General features: G+C 66.5%; 19 protein-coding genes and 1 tRNA gene. 10 read left to right on the top strand and 10 right to left on the bottom strand.

Annotated features, from left to right (window positions below; all coding sequences use genetic code 11):
* The first annotated feature begins 88 nt into the window (after positions 1 to 88).
* The 3 genes from O7610_RS12275 (at position 89) to O7610_RS12265 (ending at position 1,282) form a co-directional block, all read left to right on the top strand.
* Positions 89 to 526, top strand: a complete 438-nt coding sequence (locus O7610_RS12275) for a DUF3052 domain-containing protein (protein ID WP_123602854.1) — start codon at positions 89 to 91, stop codon at positions 524 to 526.
* 14 nt (positions 527 to 540) lie between these two features.
* Complete coding sequence (locus tag O7610_RS12270) at positions 541 to 1,005, top strand: peroxiredoxin (RefSeq protein ID WP_281550887.1); 465 nt, start codon at positions 541 to 543, stop codon at positions 1,003 to 1,005.
* A gap of 205 nt (positions 1,006 to 1,210) precedes the next feature.
* Positions 1,211 to 1,282 (top strand) — tRNA-Val (locus O7610_RS12265).
* Between the two features lie 78 nt (positions 1,283 to 1,360).
* Here O7610_RS12265 and O7610_RS12260 read toward each other — a convergent pair.
* From O7610_RS12260 to O7610_RS12220, 9 genes are all read right to left on the bottom strand, one after another.
* On the bottom strand, positions 1,361 to 2,605 hold the full coding sequence (locus tag O7610_RS12260; protein WP_289213325.1) for a tyrosine-type recombinase/integrase: 1,245 nt from the start codon (positions 2,603 to 2,605) through the stop codon (positions 1,361 to 1,363).
* The gene (locus O7610_RS12255) at positions 2,605 to 2,802 is read right to left on the bottom strand and encodes a helix-turn-helix domain-containing protein (RefSeq protein ID WP_289213324.1); all 198 of its coding nucleotides are present in this window, start codon (positions 2,800 to 2,802) and stop codon (positions 2,605 to 2,607) included. The genes O7610_RS12260 and O7610_RS12255 overlap by 1 nt, the downstream gene beginning before the upstream one ends.
* Before the next feature lie 284 nt (positions 2,803 to 3,086).
* The gene (locus O7610_RS12250) at positions 3,087 to 5,045 is read right to left on the bottom strand and encodes a DUF3987 domain-containing protein (protein ID WP_289213323.1); all 1,959 of its coding nucleotides are present in this window, start codon (positions 5,043 to 5,045) and stop codon (positions 3,087 to 3,089) included.
* Positions 5,046 to 5,082: 37 nt separating this feature from the next.
* A complete protein-coding gene (locus O7610_RS12245) occupies positions 5,083 to 5,394 on the bottom strand; it encodes a hypothetical protein (protein ID WP_289213322.1) in 312 nt (103 codons plus the stop codon).
* A complete protein-coding gene (locus O7610_RS12240) occupies positions 5,391 to 5,645 on the bottom strand; it encodes a hypothetical protein (RefSeq protein WP_289213321.1) in 255 nt (84 codons plus the stop codon). Before O7610_RS12240 ends, O7610_RS12245 begins: the two co-directional genes overlap by 4 nt.
* A 141-nt stretch (positions 5,646 to 5,786) precedes the next feature.
* Positions 5,787 to 7,985 carry an FtsK/SpoIIIE domain-containing protein gene (locus O7610_RS12235; RefSeq protein ID WP_289213320.1) on the bottom strand — a complete coding sequence of 733 codons (2,199 nt, stop codon included), beginning with the start codon at positions 7,983 to 7,985 and terminating at the stop codon, positions 5,787 to 5,789.
* A 102-nt stretch (positions 7,986 to 8,087) separates the two neighbouring features.
* Positions 8,088 to 8,330, bottom strand: coding sequence for a hypothetical protein (locus O7610_RS12230; RefSeq protein WP_289213319.1), 243 nt, complete (start codon positions 8,328 to 8,330; stop codon positions 8,088 to 8,090).
* 92 nt (positions 8,331 to 8,422) lie between these two features.
* Positions 8,423 to 9,349, bottom strand: coding sequence for an ABC transporter permease (locus O7610_RS12225; RefSeq protein ID WP_289213318.1), 927 nt, complete (start codon positions 9,347 to 9,349; stop codon positions 8,423 to 8,425).
* Positions 9,349 to 9,612, bottom strand: a complete 264-nt coding sequence (locus O7610_RS12220; RefSeq protein WP_278171230.1) for a DUF6284 family protein — start codon at positions 9,610 to 9,612, stop codon at positions 9,349 to 9,351. Before O7610_RS12220 ends, O7610_RS12225 begins: the two co-directional genes overlap by 1 nt.
* Positions 9,613 to 9,843: 231 nt before the next feature.
* Here O7610_RS12220 and O7610_RS12215 point away from each other — a divergent pair, with 231 nt between their 5' ends.
* Together O7610_RS12215 and O7610_RS12210 are read left to right on the top strand one after the other, a co-directional pair.
* Positions 9,844 to 10,704 (top strand): GntR family transcriptional regulator, encoded by an 861-nt coding sequence (locus O7610_RS12215; protein ID WP_289213317.1) that lies wholly within the window; start codon positions 9,844 to 9,846, stop codon positions 10,702 to 10,704.
* Complete coding sequence (locus O7610_RS12210; RefSeq protein WP_289213316.1) at positions 10,701 to 11,246, top strand: ATP-binding protein; 546 nt, start codon at positions 10,701 to 10,703, stop codon at positions 11,244 to 11,246. The genes O7610_RS12215 and O7610_RS12210 overlap by 4 nt, the downstream gene beginning before the upstream one ends.
* Here the strand turns inward: O7610_RS12210 and O7610_RS12205 are convergent, their stop codons facing one another.
* The gene (locus tag O7610_RS12205) at positions 11,247 to 11,447 is read right to left on the bottom strand and encodes a helix-turn-helix transcriptional regulator (RefSeq protein WP_278171234.1); all 201 of its coding nucleotides are present in this window, start codon (positions 11,445 to 11,447) and stop codon (positions 11,247 to 11,249) included.
* 677 nt (positions 11,448 to 12,124) lie between these two features.
* Here O7610_RS12205 and O7610_RS12200 point away from each other — a divergent pair.
* The 5 genes from O7610_RS12200 to O7610_RS12180 all read left to right on the top strand — a co-directional run bounded on the left by O7610_RS12200 (position 12,125) and on the right by O7610_RS12180 (position 19,063).
* Positions 12,125 to 13,345, top strand: coding sequence for a helix-turn-helix domain-containing protein (locus O7610_RS12200; RefSeq protein ID WP_289213315.1), 1,221 nt, complete (start codon positions 12,125 to 12,127; stop codon positions 13,343 to 13,345).
* 1,220 nt (positions 13,346 to 14,565) lie between these two features.
* Entirely contained in the window at positions 14,566 to 15,111 is a 546-nt protein-coding gene (locus tag O7610_RS12195) for a hypothetical protein (RefSeq protein ID WP_289213314.1), read from the top strand.
* 1,296 nt (positions 15,112 to 16,407) lie between these two features.
* On the top strand, positions 16,408 to 17,190 hold the full coding sequence (locus O7610_RS12190; RefSeq protein ID WP_281550870.1) for a GntR family transcriptional regulator: 783 nt from the start codon (positions 16,408 to 16,410) through the stop codon (positions 17,188 to 17,190).
* Between the two features lie 12 nt (positions 17,191 to 17,202).
* Positions 17,203 to 18,129, top strand: coding sequence for a DMT family transporter (locus O7610_RS12185; RefSeq protein WP_281550869.1), 927 nt, complete (start codon positions 17,203 to 17,205; stop codon positions 18,127 to 18,129).
* Complete coding sequence (locus O7610_RS12180) at positions 18,116 to 19,063, top strand: UTRA domain-containing protein (RefSeq protein ID WP_281550868.1); 948 nt, start codon at positions 18,116 to 18,118, stop codon at positions 19,061 to 19,063. The genes O7610_RS12185 and O7610_RS12180 overlap by 14 nt, the downstream gene beginning before the upstream one ends.
* Positions 19,064 to 19,315 lie beyond the last annotated feature (252 nt).

Here is a 19,315-nt window from a genome sequence, read left to right as displayed (position 1 = left end):
CACTTGCGCCGGGCGGCACAACTGTGTGAACTACCCGCTATCGGTGTCCGACGGATACCGGCAGCTCAAGACGAGGAGGCAAGTAACAGTGAGCGCGACCGCTGGTCAGGCCGCCGACGGCGTACGGAGCCTGGCGGACCGGTTCGGCATCGAGCCGGGCATGGTGGTCATGGAGATGGGTTACGACGACGACGTCGACCAGGATCTCCGCGACGCCCTGACCGACCGCTGCGGCGAGTTGGTCGACGAGGACACCGACGAGGTCGTCGACGCGGTGCTGCTGTGGTACCGCGACGGTGACGGAGACCTGTTCGAGCTGCTCGTCGACTCGCTCGGCCCGCTGGCCGACAACGGGGTGGTGTGGCTGCTGACGCCCAAGGCCGGGCGTGACGGCCACGTCGAGCCGAGTGACATCAGCGAGTCCGCGCCCAGCGCCGGACTGCAACAGACTTCCATGGTCAACGCCGGCAAGGACTGGAGTGCCGCCCGGCTGGTGCTGCGCCGTGGGGCCAAGGCCAAGAAGTGAGTGAAGGAGCGCACATGCCCGTCGAGGTCGGCACGCCGGCACCGGAGTTCACCCTCAAGGACCAGAACAACCAGGAGGTGCGGCTGACCGACTTCCGGGGTCGGCAGGCGGTCCTGCTGATCTTCTACCCGCTCGCGTTCACCGGCACCTGCCAGGGCGAGCTGCAGGAGGTGCGGGACAACATCGACGCCTACGTCAACGACGACGTGCAGACGCTCACCGTCAGCGTGGACTCCGTCTACACCCACAAGATCTGGGCGGAGCAGGAAGGCTTCCAGTTCCCGCTGCTCGCCGACTTCTGGCCGCACGGCGCGGTCGCCCAGGCGTACGGGGTGTTCAACGACTCCGCCGGGATCGCCAACCGGGGCACGTTCGTGATCGACAAGACCGGTGTGGTCCGCTTCGCCGAAATGAACGGGCCCGGCCAGGCCCGCGACCAGGCCGTGTGGCGCAAGGCGCTGGCCGACCTGGCCGACTGACCCGCGTCACGGACAACTGACCAGCCTCCGGGCCGTTTGACCAGCGTCCGACCCTGCGGGGCCCGCTACCGTCCAGCGGGCCCTGCGGGCCGGGTGATCCGCTCGCCGGCCGTACGGGTCGCCGGCCGCCGGGAACTCGGTCGCGCCGCGCTGGAGAAGGCAGGGTAAACTGGCCGCCGCCGGGCCGGCGATTCTTGTGATGCCCGGGCGCGTAGCTCAGTGGGAGAGCACTCGCCTTACAAGCGAGGGGTCGCAGGTTCGAAACCTGCCGCGCCCACCCATCCCGACCAGCGACGGAGCATCGTCGAGGGTCAGCCAGACGGCCCGCTGACAGCAACGGTGACAGCAGCCGCGTTCACGACAGCCGCCCGTCGAGCTTGCCGAGCGCCTGGCGCATCACGTCGAGGTTCGCATGCGCGTAGATCTTCAACGTGATCTTTACGTCCGCGTGCCGGGCGATGGCCTGGACGACGTGCGGCGGTACGCCCAGCTCCATCAGCAGCGAAACGACCGTGTGTCGGAAGTCGTGCAGCCGGACATCGGGCAGCCCTGCCTTGTCCCGCAGCGCGGCAAAGTGCCGGTTCAGGTTGCGCGGCTCCATCGGTGTTCCCCGCTCGGACGGGAAGACCAGGTCGTGATCCTCCCAGACCTCGGCGAGCCGATTCCGCTCCCGTTGCTGATCCTGTTGGTGGTCGAGCAGCACCATCCAGGTCCAATCCGGCAGCGGTAGCACGCTTTCTGAATCCTCTGTCTTGGTGTCCTGCAGGTGCAGTTTGCCGCCGGCCCGCTGCACGGTCTGCGCGATGCTGACCGTGCCGTTGTCGAGGTCGAGATCCGACCAGCGGAGCCCGAGCAGTTCCCCGCGTCGGAGTCCCATCGTGGCGGCGACGACGTACAGCGCGTACAGCCGATGTCCTTCTGCGGCGGCGATCAACGTCCGGGCCTGTTCCACCGACAGTCCCTTGCCGACCTTGTATCGCGGCGACGGCACGCGGACCAGCTTGGCGACGTTGCGGGAGACGAGTTCTTCCCGCATCGCGTGCTGCAGCGCGTTGCGCAGCACGGCGTGCACGAACTGAATCTGACGCGCGCTCGGGTAGTGCGCGCAGCAGCGACCGGCAGAGCAGCACTGCCGATCAGCCGGCCGGTTCTTGTCGGTCCCGGCCGTGCAGCACAGGCACTTGCGGCGGAACTCGCCGAGGAACGTGCGCACGTGCTGCACCTGGAGCCCGTCGAGACGCTTGGTGCCGAGCGCGGGGATGAGGTGCAGCCGGACGGCGCTTTCGTAGCCTCGGGCGGTGGTCGGCTTGAGATCGGCGACGTAGCCGGCGAGCCAGTACGGCAGGTAATCGGCGAGCTTCCACGCCCGGTCCGGGATCGGGATGCCCTGGCGAGACTGAGCCTTGAGCGCTATCAGCTTGTCGTGGGTCTCCTGCCAGGTCGCGCCGTAGACGGCTTTGCGCTTGCGGGTGCCGTCGGTGGTGAGGACGTACGCCTGACCGACCCACCGGCTGTCGCTGGCCCGTTGGTAGATCGAACCTTCACCGTTGGGGTTGCGGCGAGGGCCGTTGGATCGAGCGCTTGGGTTGCCGGTAGCCATCAGGCCGCCTCCTGGGACAGTAGGTCGATTACTTCGTCGATGGCGGCGGTCGGGATCAGCCGGCGGCTGCCGACCTTGAGTGATCGCAGCCGGCCGGACCGGATCAGGTCGTAGACCAGCGATCGGCCGATGCCGAGTTCATGCGCGGCCTCTTCGACGCGCAGGACACGGGGACGGGTAGCGGGGGTGGCTTCCAACGTGTTCCTCTCCCTGCGGCTGACTGGACGGCGTTCACGCGACGGCGAGGCGGGGCCGGGACGGTGAGCGGCTTCTTCGACGGCGGGGCACATGCGATCTGCGCGGTTCACGCTTCTCCCCGGTGGTGCGTGGCGGTGGGTGTCGAGGGGTTCGGCCTGGTGCGGCGCGGCAGGGCCGTTGGCCGGTCAGGCGGGGGGCGTTTGGCCGTGGACAGAACTGACAGAACTGACAGAACCTCGGTCAGCGGGGGGTTGTGTCAGTTGTGTCAGTTCTGTCCGGGGCATCAGGCGGTCCGCCGGACGGCGTCGGGTAGGGCGTGGACGGTGGCGGCGGGTTGCCCGTGTACGTCCGGGTGGACCAGGTACGAGGGCGAGGGAGGTCGGCCGCCACCGGCCCGCGTCCGGGGCGCGTCGACCTGGCGGATGTAGCCGTGCATCTCCAGCAGGGACAGGGCGGGGTCGAGGTCGGCGACGGTGGGCAGTTGACTGCTGCGGACCGCGCGGAACAGCTCCCGTTTCGTGAAGGCGGTCGTCGTGGTGCGTTCGATCCAGTTCAGGACGTGGCGGGCGTGTCGGCTGGTCCGGTCGGCTCCCATGTCGTCGAACGCGGCCAGGGCGTGGGCGGCGTAGTAGTCGCCGAGCAGGGCGGCCCGGTCGATGGTGTCGGCCTGGACGGGTTTTCCCCAGCCGTCGCGTAGGTGTTCGGCGAGGTGGATCAGTCCGGCGATGCGGACGACCGCGCCGGTGTACTTGCTGCCCCAGTCGATCAGGTGTGACCACGCGCCACCGGGAGCCAGCCGGGGTTCCACGGCCCGTTCGATGTCCATGACGCGGTCGTTGGCGTCCGGGGTGAGCGGCAACACCGCCGGGTCGGTCCACTCCGCGAGGGACAGGACCAGCGTCGCGAGGTTGCCCGCGTACGTGGCCGCGACCGACTCAGGGACCGGGTCGGCTCCGATCCGGCGTCGTCCGACGGTGTTCTCCGGCAGGGAGAACAGGATGCGCGCCAGCAACCCCTTGCCGCGGAATCCGGGCATGTCGGCGATGTCGCGGAGGACGTCGGGTTGCACGGCCAGACCGAGTGTCAGCGCCGGATGTTCGACGTGTTCCGGCGCACGACTACGGCGGTTGACCCGCAGCATGTCCCCGGCATGGCCCTTGAGGAAGACTTCCAGGTTGGGGGTTCCGGAGTAGCGGCCGGCGATGGTGGCGAAGATGCCACCTTCCGGGGACAGCACGGCCAGGCGTCCGCCCTGTTCTGCGAGCAGGGACGCGGCTTCCTCGCTGGTGACGTCGTCGGCAACGAGTTGCGGCAGGGCGGGGATGGTGATGGTGTCGGCGTTCATCGCGGCGGCGGTCGCCTCAGCCAAGAGCGTGTCACGGCCGGACGCGTCCGCGTTCGCGGCGGCGATCGCCGTCCGCTCTGCCGTCTTCCCCGCCACCCGTGCCGCGAGTTCGGCTTCCACGATGGCCGGTCGGGTCCGCTCCACCAACGCCTTCTCAGCGGCCAACAGCGGACCGGTGATCGCCGAGAACACCGCCGACTTCCGCGACCCCGGCGGCAAAACGACGACCGTGAACAGGTTGACCGGTTCCCGCCACGACCCGCGTACCTCCACCTCGGCGCGGCCACCGGCAGCGGTGGACAGGGCGGCCAGGGCGATGCAGCCGGGCAGGTCGACCGGGGTTTGTGTGAACTCGGCGACCCCGTAGACCATGTCGGCGACCCAGGCGGGCAGCATCTCGGCGGGGAACGCGGGTAGGTGGCGGCGGTCGCCGAGCGGAATCAACGGTGCCCAACCGCTGGTGTCGGCCTGGTCGAGCAGCACACGACCGGTCGCCACCACGTCGGCGACATCGGCACCGGACGCGGCGAGGCTGGTCAGGCGTGCACCGAGGTCGACGACCCGGCGGCGGGCGGCATGGTCGGCGACGATCCGCGCGTAGTGTCCCGCGTTCGCGGCGGCGGGAACGCCCTGCATGAGCGTGTGCAGGTAGGGGGCACCGCCGACCTTGCCCAACTCGCCGGACTCGGCGAGGTAGGCCGTGAGGGTGATGGGGTCGGTGGCCTGGCCGGTGGCGTGCACGGCGGTCAGCGCCTGCCAGATGATCCCGTGCGCGGGTCGGTGGAAGTCGTCCGGGCTGAGCAGGGCGATCAGGTCGGCGATGACCGGCGGGGCGACCAGCGCCGCGCCGATCACGGCCCGTTCCGCGTTGTGGTCGTGGGTGGACTGTCGACTCATACGGCGTTCCTCCCTGTCTGGTGTCGGTAGGTGGGGGTTAGGCGGCGGGGTGGTGATGGCGCGGCTGGGGATGCCTGGCGCGGCCAGCGCGGGTGATCAGGTCGTCCAGGTCGGCGAGCAGGACGGCCAGTTGTCGGCGGGCGGCGGGGTCGGCGTCGGCCAGGGCGACCCGTACGCGAATCTCGGCCTGGTCGTGTCCGTCGCCGGTGCGGATGCGGGTGAGGACGGCGCGGGCGTGGCCTGGCAGGTCGACGATCATCGAGGGGGAGCGGTGTCCGTCGTGTCCGCAGCGGTGGTCGCGTGCGCACCAGTCGGTGTGTTCCCCGTGGGGGTGCCGGCGGCGGTTCATCGGTTGGTGCCGTTGCGGTGTTCGCGGCGGATCTCGTTCCACACGTGCCGGCCGATGCGGATACGGCGTCCGGTGCCGTCGCAGCGGTAGCAGAGGCGGAACGCCTTGCCGTACGGGGCGCGGCGTTTCCCGGTGCCGTGGCAGCGTCGGCAGGGTCCGAACGGCCAGATAGCGCAGGTGACCAGGTAACCGAACGTGATCAGGGTGGCGAGGGGGCAGAGCAGGCTAGCGAGGGTGGCGTACGGGTCCACGGGGTGCCTCCACGGGCGGTTTCGGGCGTGCGGGGGTAGGGGCGCTAGGCGGCTAGCGTCCTGGCAGGGGTTTGTTTCGAGGGCTAGCGGTGCCGCTAGGTCTAGCGGGTGATGGGGCTAGACCTAGCGGCCCGCGAGCGGCTATCCCGCCTTCCGGCGTTGGTCACGCTTGGTTACAGCGGTGGTGATGTCGTCGCGCAGGATGCCCTTGCGGTTGGCGCGTTCCCCGGTGACCGGGTCGGTGCCCCACACCTGCCGGCCGACCGTGACCCCGTGCGGCTTGAGCGCCGGGGCGAGGTTCCCCGTCTCCCACCCGCCGTAGACCTCGGGGCGCAGTTCGGCGAGTCGGGCGACGACGGTCTCTGACCACACCTTCGCCTCACCCTTGGGGACGACGGTGAGGATGTCGTCCAACAACGTGTCCCCGGCACGGGCCACCGTCTCGGGTGCCTGGCCGATGGCGTGGCCGGTGAGGGTGCCGGCCCGCTCCCGCAGCTCACGGGCACGGTTGATGACTTTTTCGACGTCGGCCATTTCGGCGAGGTTCGTCCGCACGGTCACGGCCTCGTCGACCGAGCCGGAGTCGTCCGCACCGAGCAGGATGCCGACGCCCTTGTGTCCGCGTTGGAAGCGCGACGAGTCATACCCGGCCGTGTACGACCCGGCACCGAGGACGGCTTCCGAGGACTGCCACGTCATGGTTTTCAGCGCGAAGCGGGTGCCGATGTTGTCGCGCAGGTCGGTCGGGACCGCTTTGCCGTCCGGCTTCTGCGTGGCGAGCAGGATCATGATGCCGACCGACGGGCCGACCTTGCACAGTTCGGTCAGCAGCGACACGATCTCGTCGCCGTGCACGGGATGGGCGGAGTAGCGCTGAAACTCGTCAACCGCCACGAGGATCGGCCACAACTTCAGCGACCGCTTCTCGGCGATCTGCCGGGTGACCTTGGATTCGGGGCACAGGTCGGCGGGCAGGGTGGCGATGGTGTCGTAGCGGCGGTTCATGTCGGCGACCAGGCCGCGAAGGTCGTCGACCAGCGCTTGAACGACCTCGTCGCGGACGCCGTAGCCGGTACGGTGGGCGATCCGTTCGAACGGTCGCCAGTCCTGACCGCCCTTGCCGTCATAGATGTGCAGCTCAACGATCGGATCCAACGCCGCCGCGAGCACCGGGAGCCGTGCGGCGAACGTCTTCCCCATACGCGGGATCGCACCGACGAGCAGGGACGTGAACATGAGCAGCAGCGGCACCGGGCGTCCGCGCTGATCCTGCCCAAACGGGAACGGCGCGAAGATGTTCACGCTGCCCTTGCCGATGAGCGGCCACGCGCCGGACCCCTTGGCGTACGGGTCCTCATCAGCGACCCACAACGCCAGCCGGCGGGCCGAACCGGCGGTGCCGCGTACCCGCTCCGGCCACACCTGCACCTCATCGAGGTCGAGGCCGGCGGCAAGCTGGTCACGCTTCTTGATCGCCTTGTCAGCGTTCGTCCAGTACGGCAGATCGATCACGGCACGCCAGCCGGGTCCGTCGCGCATGATCGGGGCGGGGAAGGTGATCAGGTCGTCCGGCTTGCACAACCCGGCGGCCAGGAAGGCGCGGGTGACCACATCGGCGGACAGCTTCCGCACACGCGGACTGACAGCCGCGACGTCCAACAGCGGCTTGTCCTTCGGCGTACCCGCCACACCGAACAGAGCCACGACACCGGCGAGGATCGCCCACCGCTGCCACGACCCCGCCAGGGCCATCAACGTGAGCACGGTCGGCACGCCGAGCAACAGGATCGCGGTCAGGACCAGGCCGCGCCACCGGACCCGCACGTCACGCTGCCGCGACAGCTTCAAATAGAGTTCGGCGTTCTCCTGCCGCACGACGGCCAGGCGCACGGGGATACCCTCGGCGTCGGTCACCCACCGCACCGTGTGGCCCAGCAGCCGGGCCACACCGAACGGGGCACGCCACGCCAACCGTGCCGCGTACTTCGGCGACCGGGACAGGTGATACATGCTGACGTGCGTGTAGTGGCCTGCCGTCCACCGCACCACGTTCCGCAGCTCCGAGCGGGAGCGTAGCCAGGCGGGGATGATCGGCCGACGCTCCGCACCCACCACAGCAGCCAGCCGGGACCTGCCACCAGCGGGGGTTGCGGGTGGGTTGACCGGGACCGGGGCGTCGTCGTCGCGGTCGTCGCTCTCGTCGTCGATGTCGACCGCGAACGACCCGGCCGGGTTGGTCTTGCGGCGGCGGGCAGTCAGGTCGACCACATCCGCACTGCCGTCGGTGGTGAGGTCGGCTTCCGCTGCCTGCCAGTCGTAACCGTCGTCAGGGGTGGGCATGGGGATTGCCTCCAACAGAAAGTCCAGAACCAAGGGGGAAAGCCGGGGGAAGGGACCGGGCGCGGCCCGCGCAGCCGTAGCCGCGCCCGGTCGCTCGACAGGTCAGGCCGGACCGGTGTCGACGTCGGTCGCGTCGGCGGGGCAGGCGGGTAGGTGGTTGACCAGCGCGGCCAGGGCGGGAGCCATGCCGTCGACCTGGCGGTAGAGGGTGCAGCCCTGGCAGCGGACGAACAGCCGGCCGCGCCCGTCACGCTCCACCCACGCCTTCGCGCCGGCCGGGGTGTGCTGGATACGCGACACGATTTCCGTTGACGGCAACTCGTCCGGTGACGCCGTGGATGCCACGATGAGAGTCCTTCCCGAAGCGATTGCTGAGGGTCGAGGGGCCGGCGGCGCGGCGAAGGTTCCTAGGCCATGGGCCGCGCCGCCGGGCAAAGTCACGGCTCCCGCTGCTGGCGGTCGGTGTGCAGCAGGTGAGCCAGAGCGGCGCCCATACCGAGCACAGCCACCGGCAGACAGGCGACGACGGTCGTGATCCACCACGGGGCGGCGGTGATGCCGGCGGACTCCATCAGGTGATACGCCACCTGCCCGGCCGCACCCAGAACGAGCGAGCCGATCGCGGACCAGGCCGCGAACCGCCGTGCCCGTGGCGGAACCCCGTCGGGTGCGAGCCACGCCCGCAGCGCGTAGGCGGCGTAGGCTTCGACGCCGATCGGCAACGTGATCGCCGTGTTCACCGCGAGGGAATCCCAGATGCCCGGTAGCGGGTGCACCACACCGAACCCGGTCAGCTCACCCAGGCCGACCCAGCCGGACCAGATCGCCACGAACGCGGGAGCGGCCAGCAACAGCAGCACCCACGACCGCACCGGCGACCGGACCTGCCGGGGCACGCTGGTCGTGATCTTCGTGTCTGGGTGTCCGTCCACCGCCACCGGCGACAACGGCTGCGCGGTGTCCTCGGCGACCGGCGACGGCTGGTCCGCACCGGACCCGGCCGACGACTCGTCAGCAGGGGCGACCGGCACCGGGTCCGCCGACACATCCGCCGACACCGGCGACGGCTCCGGCGACGCGTCGACCGGGGCCGGGGCGTCAACCTCGGCAGGCCGGTCGGTGGTGGTGTCGCGGACCAGGTGCAACCCCCGGTGCCCACCGGCGGGCTCAACCTGACCCCCGTCCTGATCCTGCTGTTCCTGGTTCAGGGCTTCCCGTAGGGCGGTCGCCTTCGGCGAACCCACCCGCAGTTCCCTCATCAGCAGGTTCCGCGACGGAACCTCACCCAGGCGGACGGCGATCGCACGGGCAGCGGGCAACAGCTCCTGCACCGGGCGGGGGTACATGCTCGCGGGCGTCGTCATCAGGCCACCGCCTTGCGTACCCGCAGCGCGGTCACGGCCTGGACGTCGCCCAGGGCGGCGGCTTCCCGCATCACCCGCTGCTCAGCCCGCCGCACCCGACGACGGTCAAGCAGCGACGGACCGCCATCGGCGTACAGGGCGGTGATCTCCGCGTCCAGCAACGCCAACTCGGCCTCAATCAACGGCCACTCACGTTCGATCGCCACCAGATCGGCGGCGGTGGGACCGACCTCGGTCGGGTCCGGGACAGGGGGTGCCTGCATGTCGCGTTCCTCCACAAGACACAGCGGTGACCTCTACAGACCTGTTCGGCCTGGCCGGTCGGCGTGACCAGCGACATGAAGCTAACAACTGATATGAAGCCAGGTCAACTGTTAGGGGCGGATGAAGATCAAACTTGGCCCCTGACCTGCGGCGATAGGCATACCATCTGTTAGGCAACTGGTAGGCTTCCCTGGACAGACGCGGACAGACGCCCGACGCGAGAGGACCCCATGACATCCCCTCAGCCCCGACTCAGCCGACCAGACTCCCTGCACCAACAGGTGGCCCGGAACCTGCGCAACGAGATCGAAGCAGGCGTCCTCCGCGACGGTGACACCCTGCCGTCCACCCGCGAACTCGCCGAACGCTGGGACGTCAGCGTCTTCACGATCTCCGAAGCGATGAAGATCCTCGGCGACGAAGGACTCATCGTCAGCAAGTCCCGATCGAAGCGGATCGTCAACGCCCCCAACCAGACACGCGGCGGTGACATCCGCCTCCGCACCCCACGGGTCGTGATGATCGGCGGCTACGCCGGCAGCGGGAAGACCGAACTCGGGCGCATCCTCGCCAGGGAAACCGGCTGGCCCATGCTCGACAAGGACACCATCACCCGCCCCGTCGTCGAAGCCGCGTTGGAACTCCTCGGCCTGTCACCCCACGACCGCGAGTCAGACGACTACTTCACCAAGGTCCGGCCACGCGAGTACGAATCCCTCATCGCGGTAGCCCATGAGAACGTCGCCTGCGGCAACAGCGCCATCGTCACCGCCCCGTTCATCCGCGAGTTCACCGACACGGCATGGGTCGACCGCATCCAGGCCAGCCACACCGCCATGAACGCCCAAACCTTGTTCGTGTGGGTGTACTGCGACGCCGACACTATGCACACCTACATCCGCCACCGGGGCGCGGCCCGCGACGCCGCCAAACTCGCCAACTGGCCCGCCTACCTCGACACCGTCAACTTCGACATGCGCCCGGCCGCACCCCACACCGTCATCGACAACTGCGCGTCCAGCGTCCCCCTGCAGAAGCAGGCCAAAGACCTGCTGTCCGCGATCCTCGCCGCGCCGGCGGCAACCGCATGAAACGGGGCGTCATCCTCTACGGCCCACCAGCGGCCGGCAAAGACACCGTCACCGAACGGCTTACCGCCATCGACCCCGCCTACCACCTGTTCGCCAGACTCAAAACCGGCAGGGGACGGACCAGCGGCTACCGCATGACCACCCCCGACCACCTTGACGCCCTAGAAGCGGCCGGCGGCATCATCTGGCGCAACCAGCGGTACGGGGCCACCTACGTCATCGACCGTCACGGCCTGGACCAGGCGCTCACCACCGGCGTCCCCGTTCTGCACCTGGGCCAACCCGACGGCATCCACGCCGTCACCGACGCCATCCCAACGGCCCGGTGGCTGGTCGTCTACCTGTGGTGCCCCCGCGACATCGCCGCACACCGCATCCGGAAACGCGCCACCGGAGACACCGCCGACCGCCTGACGGCGTGGGACCAGACACCGCCCGTCGACGCGGACCTGACCATCGACACCGCCACCACCGACCCGCAGGAGGCAGCCCACACCATCCACCACGCCACCGGCGGACTCACGGACACCAGAACGGGTTAGCTAGTCCTCGTCCGGCTCATCCAGATGCGGCCGGAACTTCTTGATCCACGCTTCCACGTCCGCGATCCGCCACACAGAACCCATAGCCAGACGGTCATACGGCTCCGGGAAATCCGGACGTCGGATGAGCTGCTGTACCCGCTGACGGGACACCCGGAGCCGCTCTTGCAGCTCCTGCGGCCCGTACAGGTGGCGACCCATGCCCGCACACTATTCAAACGCCAACTAGTCAAACCGCCACTTGGCAAACTGCTACTGGCATATTGACAAGGGGCTAGTCACACCGACACCCTTGAACTCGTGACAACACCACCGAACCAATCACCCGTCCACAACCGCCAAGCGCATAGAACACACACACCACTACGACCACTCTGGCTCTGCCGCACCTGCGCCCACCCCTGGCCATGCGGACAAGCCCGAATCGACCTCATCAACCAATTCCGCACCAACCCAGCCGCACTACCCACCTACATGGGCGTCATGCTCCACCAAGCCACCCGAGACTTCACCAAACTCGACCCCAACGCCATCACCGACCCCGAAGACCTCAACCAACGATTCGTACGCTGGACCCACCCGTAAAGCGAACGGTACTCAAACGTTTCCGAGCCGGACCGGTCAACCGGGTCAAACATTCGAAGGTTCACCGCAGCACGTCACGGCTCCCAGCAAGGGCGACAACAACCGCTCAATCTCCACGGAGGAATCGTGCTCGGGAAATGGTTCCAACGTCCACACCTGGCAATCGACGTCGTGCACCCCGCGCAGGAACGCGACCACCCTGCCAGCGGAAGCCCGCCGGCCAACCCGCGACCGGCCAACCGGAACGAGCAGGCCGAACAGCGAAGCGGCAACACGGATCGCCAGCCCCTGCCGTGACAACGACCGAGCAAGGGAAGGCTGCGACGCCTATACCGATCGGACGCCGAGTAGCCCAATGGCGGATGCGAAGCAGAATGACACAACAAGTCCTCGCCGACCGCATCGGCAAGTCAAAAAGCTGGGTCGAAAAGGTGGAGCAGGGCGTACGGAAACTGGACAGGTTATCAGTTATCCAACACATCGCCGAAGTGCTCCGCGTCGACCCCACGGAACTGCTCGACGGGCAGGGAACATCCTCAGTCAATGGCAGTTCAGTCAATGGCGTAGAAAATCTAAAAGCAGCGCTAGTCTGTCACGCCACATTCAACGGCCAGATAGAAGCCACACGTGTGCCGAAACCGGAAGAGATACAGCAGCAGATAGAACACGCCTGGCTGACCTACGGGCACGGTGACTACCCTCAGCTTCTGCGCATTCTACCCAACCTCCTGAGTGTCAGCCAGCAGCTACACACGCTGCGACCGGAAACGGGGACAGAGCCGCTGGTCCAGGCATACAAACTCGCTTCATCAGTGCTGGTCAAACTCGAAGAAGCGCACCTAGCATGGATCGCCGCTGACCGTGCAGTCATCACCGCCGGAAAAGATCGCCTACTAGCTGCAACCGCAGCGCTGAGCCTCACACAAGCACTACGCGCCCTAGGCCAGAACAGGCTAGCGCTCGCAACGTCTATCGCAGCCGCACACTACATCGCGCAGCCACCAGGGCACCCCGAAATAGCCGAGCAGACCTCCGTGCACGGAGGTCTGCTACTACAAGCTGCGCTAGCTGCCGCCAACAACAACGACCCGGCCACCGTGCGGGAGCTACTGCGGCACGCCGCCGAGATTGCCACACAGAAACAAGATGACGAGAAGATTCAGCGAATCCGTTTCACTCCTGTCGCCGTCGAACTCGCTCAAATCGTGACACAGGCAATTCTGGGCGAGACGTGTCAGGCACTCTCCCGACATGAGAAAACGATACGAGGTGGGCAGTGGCTGCATCTGCCGGCCGAGCATAGGGCCGCATATCTTTTGGATATAGCCCGGACGTATCTGCGGGCCGGCAACATGCTGGCGGCCGGACGTGCCTTGACGGAGGCGCACCGGACGGCGCCAGCCGAACTGCAGTACGCGCCATCTGTCCGCGCATTAGTCGCCGAAATGGCCCGAGCTGGACCGCGGTCATCCGGAGTCTATCATTTGGCAACAGAACTCGGACTAGCGCGTTAGCCTATGAGAGACGTGGCCAACGTGGGGCTAGGGTGTTAAGCAGATTTGGGGCTGCGCGACTTCGATAGGGCGGTTCAATTGCGGTCGGGATAGCGATCGGCTGGTTGGTCTGGCGCCACGCCAACCGAGTTCGTATCATGATTTGAAGTTTATGTCAAACTTGTCCACTCTAAATATGAGATGGGAGATTGCGTCGGTTTTACTGCTCCTCGGCCTGGTTGAAATCTCGCCGTCTGTACCTCCGATGGGCGGCTTGAGCCGAGACGCCCAGGTCATCGCCGATCTCCCGCCAGGTCCGTGCTACGGGTAGGCCTCGCAGGTGCAGCAGGTGTTCATGGGTCGTGGTGTCGACTTCGTTGAGGATGTTGTACTCAACCGCAGCTCGGATGTCAGCCAAGGCACGCAGTCTGGATCCACCGCTCTCACTAGCTGCGCGACAGGCAAGGCGCTCGATGACGGCGCTCAGAGTTGTGGTCTCGATGGGACGATGCGGGTCGGGTGGCGGTGGTTTCATCAACATATGTTGACGTCGCGCTGGTGGATCGAGCAACTGTGCAGGTCAGAGGGCCTGGACGTCCGCCTGGAGGTCAGTAGCGTGTAGCCACGTGAACAAGTCTAGGAACGAATCGCGAAGTGCGCAGGTGCTCCTTAGCGCCCGATCTGCCTTGGTCCTGACGCTAGGCGCATGGTGTGGTCTTGCTGTCGGTGTTCTTGCTGCTGCGGCAGGCGGGTCTTTGCCTGCTGCGGTGGTCGTCGGTCTATTCGCGGCTGGCAGTAGTACTTTGGGCTTTAACAAGTTGATCGGGCCGTAGAACGGGTCGTGCGTAGCAATGACGCCAGCGGAGACGACCGAGGGCTGCCGTAAGCCAGATCCGACGGGCCGGGCCAGTTGCGTGCCACTAGTCAAGTGCTGGAGGCAACGACAGGAGTGGTCGTGAGCGCGAAGGACGATTCTTTAGGTACGGAAGTCGACTCAGGTCGAGCTCATTCGTGCCAGGTCTGCGAAGCCTGGCTTATCCACTACCAGGAAGGCGTCTGTGAGTCGCTCCGTGACATGCTACCGTTGATTGTCGACATCGCAGGGAACCCACTTTCCCGCATCGTCGCACGGCACAAAGCAGCACCACCACGACGAGCATGACGGGCAGGTAGCTAGAAGCTAGAAGGGCTAGTCGACGGTAGGCGGGCGTCGACTTGACCGATGCTGACATGCTGGGTTCGTGATCGATGGCAACCAACTGGTACTGACCGCCCTTATTTCTGCTGTTACATCCGGCGTCATCACGCTCGGAATCGAATGGCTCGCTAAGCCACGGCTGGAGGCGCGCAAGGAAGCGATTCTTGCGAGACAGCGAGGTGATGCTGAGTTTCTGCGCCAGCTTCGCGCGTTGCATCGCTATTTGGAACGAATCTCAGGTTTTCGTTACGCGGATGACACAAATTTGTGGGAAAGAACTGAACTACGTCGAGAGCTTGGGCGAGTCGTTGATGCAGCCGAAGCGGCTGCTGTGCTCATGGATGAACTACTTGTCCAATCGGAATACCGCTGGAAGGATGTTGAATTTCAGGTCTTTTCGCATAATTTATCCTATGTGATGGCGGTCGTGCGAGGTGCTGATGTGTCCCTTCCTGGATACGAGAGAGCGTCTGTACGTGCTGCGTCGCTCCTTGATTGGTATACGACGCCGCGTTGGCGAATCATAAGACGGCGGCTTTGTTTTGAACGTATGCGGCAACATGCGGTGTCGGTGGAGTTGCAAGGCTGAACCCACAGCAGGGGATCGTGGTGGCACCGGGACTGTAACCGGGACGTGGTAGACCGGGTGCGTCGGCTGAGACGGAATGAGACAGACAGCGGCTGGTGCAGGTCAGGGATGCTGGGGAGAGGTCAGCTCGTACCGGTGAGACGCCGGGCAGTCTGGTCGTAATCCAGCGACGGGATGTCACATCAAGGCGGGGCACGGGTAGGCAGGCAGTCTCCGTTTTGGTCTGGTTCACCGCTGTTCAGGGCGGTCTGGGAGGGTCTTCGGCGCGGTCGTGTGCCTGGTCGCGGTCCATGCTGAACCGAGGTGGACGGCCGGGAGTGGATCTCACAAGCGAGGGGCCGTAGGTTCGAAACTGCCGCACGCCTTGGGGGCCACCCGACCGCCGTTGACTCGGGCAGAGCCGAGCGGGCCACCGCCCGACCCGCCAGCGTCCGTACGGGCTTTAAAGCCGTCTTGACGTGGCGGGCCGGGCAGCGGTCCGCTCCATGGAGTGCAGGGTCGACGGCAGGGTGTGCGTGGAGTGGGGCTTCAGCGCGTCGCTGGTATCATTGAGGCCGTATCGCTGGGTTGAACCCGCTTCTGCGGGCTCGTTCGCTGTTGTTCATCGTCGCCAGTTGTTTCTTCACGTTCGTTGCAGTTGCACTTCAAGCGGATGCAATCGGGACGGAGGTTACGCTTATGGGGATTTTGGAGCTAGCTGCTCTGACTTTGGCTCTCGTTCTCGGGAGCTTTACGGTGAATCTTTCGGCAGCGGCGGGTTGAGCTCAGCGGTACGACGTGATCTACCGTCGCGAAATCGCCTGTGCCCGCGACACAGCCGAAGTGAGGAGTCATGCTTCTCGAGTCGCGGGTGAGTCATGGTGCCAACCGGGAGTCCAGACTGCCGCCCGGTTGCTGTCGACAGCAACGGTGACAGCAACCGGGCCAGACGTAGGGAGTCGGGGTAGGTAGGTGACGGACCAGCGCCCGAGGTCAGAGACGTACGCGGACCTTGCCGGACGGCGCGCGCAGAGCTTACAAGCGAGGGGTCGCAGGTTCGAAACCTGCCGCGCCCACACTCTGACCAGCACGCGACACAGGGCACCGGATGACCGGTGCCCTGTGTCGTCTCAGTTCCTGGCCCGCGACGACGGTCGCCAGTGGGCGCCAGTACTCCTAAGCGGCCGAAGGAGATCGGCCGACTGCTCCTGGCCTGAGCCAGTTCCAAGCACATAGCGAACAGTCGCCAGCTGCTGGCTTGAGCCAGTCGAGGGTAACGTGGAGCGTGCAGTTGACCCCCAGAACAGGCGGGCAGACATGGACGAGCCGACCAGCGCAGACAAGCGACCACCAAGCCGACGGATAGCCGATGACCTGCGTCTGAGCATCCAGGTGGGCGGGTTGGCACCCGGTGACAAGCTGCCTTCTGAGCGGGACCTTGCCGCCCGGTACGGCACTGCCCGCAACACCGCCAGGGAAGCGATCAGCATCCTGCAAGGGGAGGGCCTGGTCGTCGCGCAGCACGGGCGAGGCGTCTACGTTCGCCCCAACCGGCCCCTGATGCGCCTCGGAGCCAACCGCTACTCCCGCCAGCTGCGCAACGAAACGGGACTGTCGCCGTTCCGCATCGAGGTCACGAAACAGGGCCGCGTGCCCCGGACCGAATGCCGGTCGGTCACCCGCGACACCCCGCCGCCGGACGTCGCCGAACGCCTCGGCATCGACGCGAACATCGCAACCGTCATCCGGCGGGAGAACTGGTACTTCGCCGATGACGAGCCGGTACAGGTCGGCGTGACGTACATCCCCGTCGACGTCGCCGCCGGCTCGCCGCTGGCGACCGAGCGGACCCTCGGCAAGGGCAGCATCTACGCCAGGTTCGAAGAACTCGGTTACCAGGTCACTCGCATCCGGGAAGAGATTTCGGCCCGGATGCCGTACCACGACGAGTCGACCGGGTTGGGGATGCCGCCCGGCGTACCGGTCATCGAGGTGCTGCACACCAGCTTCGACGAGCAGCACACCCCGTTCGAGGTCACCAGCTTCGTGATGCGCGGTGACCTGAACGGCCTGGACTACGACATGCCCGTAGAGGACTGACAGGACCGTCTGATGAGTCGAGGCAGTCTCATACGGCTGGTGATGCTCGCGCTGCTGTGGGGGTCAGGGTTCCTCTGGATCAAACTGGCGCTACGGGGCTTCACTCCGGTGCAGATCGTTCTTGTCCGCCTGGCCCTCGGTGCACTGGTGCTCATCCCCGTGGCCCTGCACCGAGGGCTGCGGTTCCCGGCCGACCGGACAACGTGGGGGCATCTGTTCGTCGCGGCACTGGTCGCCAACGCGATCCCGTACACCCTGTTCGGCATCGGTGAGCAGACCGTCGACTCCGGTGTCGCCGGGGTCCTGAACGCCACTACGCCCCTGTGGACGGCGCTGATCGCCTTCGTCGTCGGGACTGACCGCACGGCGACGTGGTCGCGAGGAGCGGGGTTGACCCTCGGCTTCGTCGGCGCGGTGGTCATCTTCACGCCGTGGGAGTCGGCGAGCGAGGTCGCCAGCTGGGGAGGGCTGGCGATCCTGGGGGCGTCCGCCAGCTACGGAGTCTCCTACGTGTACATGGGCAAGTTCCTCACCAACCGGGGAATCCCGCCGATCATGCTGTCTGCCGCGCAGCTCGCTGCCGGAACGATCCTGATGATCCTGGCCCTGCCCCTCGGCGGACTGACCGCTCCTGACTTCCGCTTGGACGCGGTGGTCAGCCTGCTGATCCTCGGCGTCCTCGGCACCGGGGCCGCCTACGCGCTCAACTACCGGCTCATCACCGATGACGGCCCTACCCTCGCCTCCACGGTCACGTACCTGCTGCCGGTCGTCGCGGTCGTGCTCGGCTTCCTGGTCGTCAACGAGCAGGTGGCAGCGTTCATGGTCCTCGGCATGCTCCTGGTCCTGGCGGGCGTCGCACTGGTACAGCGCCGACCTCAACGGGGCAAGGTCTCTGATCCCCTGCCACTCGGAAGGAACCGGAATGGTCGTCGTTGACCCGGACTTCGTCCGACTGATGCGCAGACTTCGACAGGAACACGGGATGTCGTTCCGGGATCTGGCAAAGAAGGCGTACTTTTCGCGTTCGTACCTGTGTGAGGTGGAGAACGGCAAGAAACCGCCCAGCCTGCACCTCGCCAAAGCGCTGGACGCCTGCCTCAACGCCGAAGGTCGGCTCACGCGACTCGTGACCGCCCATCCCGATGGCCAGGAACGCGGATTCCCATTCCGATCCGCAGCGTCCGGGAACGGCCCGGACCGCGACGTCGAAGCGTGGCGAACGCGCTCGACGTGGCCAGCGCAGCTGGGCGGACCGGCGCCCGTCAGCGCGTCCCAATGGGCGCAGGTCGCGACGATGCTCTACGACGTCTTCGTCCGTAACCGGCCACCGCTCATGCGGCTCGGACCAGACCGGTATGCCAACCCCCTCCTGCGGGAACAGAACCTGACACCGTTCGCTGCCGAGGCAACCATGCAGGGACGCGCACCACTGGTCGAATGCCGGGCCGTATCCCGACAGCATGCGCCGCGCGACGTAGCCGCCATGCTCTCCCTGGACCTGGGCGACGTCGTCGTTCTCCGAGAGAACAGGTACCTGGCCGACGGCGAACCCGTCCAACTCGGCAACACCTACCTGCCGACGAGCGTCGTCGGAACCTCAGCCCTCGCGACCGATCTGAACTTGGGGCCAGGTGGGACCTTCGCTGCCCTCGAAAGACTCGGATACCGGACCGCGCGGATCAGAGAACAGGTCACTACCCGATTCCCGACCCGCGACGAGGCAGAGGCGCTGAAACTCCCGCCTGGTGTGCCGGTCATCGTCCTGCTGCACGTCTCCTTCGACTCCGGTGGCTTCTCCTTCGAAGCGACTCGCTACATCATCCGTTCCGACGCCATGGCAGTTCGGTACGTGGCGCGCGTCTCTGACTGATGCGGCAACTGTCTACAGCGCGTTGAAGATGCCCTTTGGCCGGGTCAAAACTGACCTGACTTGAAGGGGCTGGTTAGTCGAGAATCTATTCCGTGCTGCAGTGCTCCGTCGGGCTACGCGACAAAAATAGAACGCGCGTTCGAGCTTACTTCCGTGTCCATTCGACTTCGTCGGCGCCCTATTTGGTGGCGTTGTGTCGCATGTTTCCTGCGGCTCCGGCACAGGAGTGGCTGGCCTAGGTGCGGGATCGGA

It is taken from the genome of Solwaraspora sp. WMMA2065, from assembly GCF_030345075.1.
GTDB lineage: Bacteria > Actinomycetota > Actinomycetes > Mycobacteriales > Micromonosporaceae > Micromonospora_E.
The sequence above is the reverse complement of the archived record's forward strand: the minus strand, read 5'-3'. Positions and strand labels throughout refer to the sequence as shown.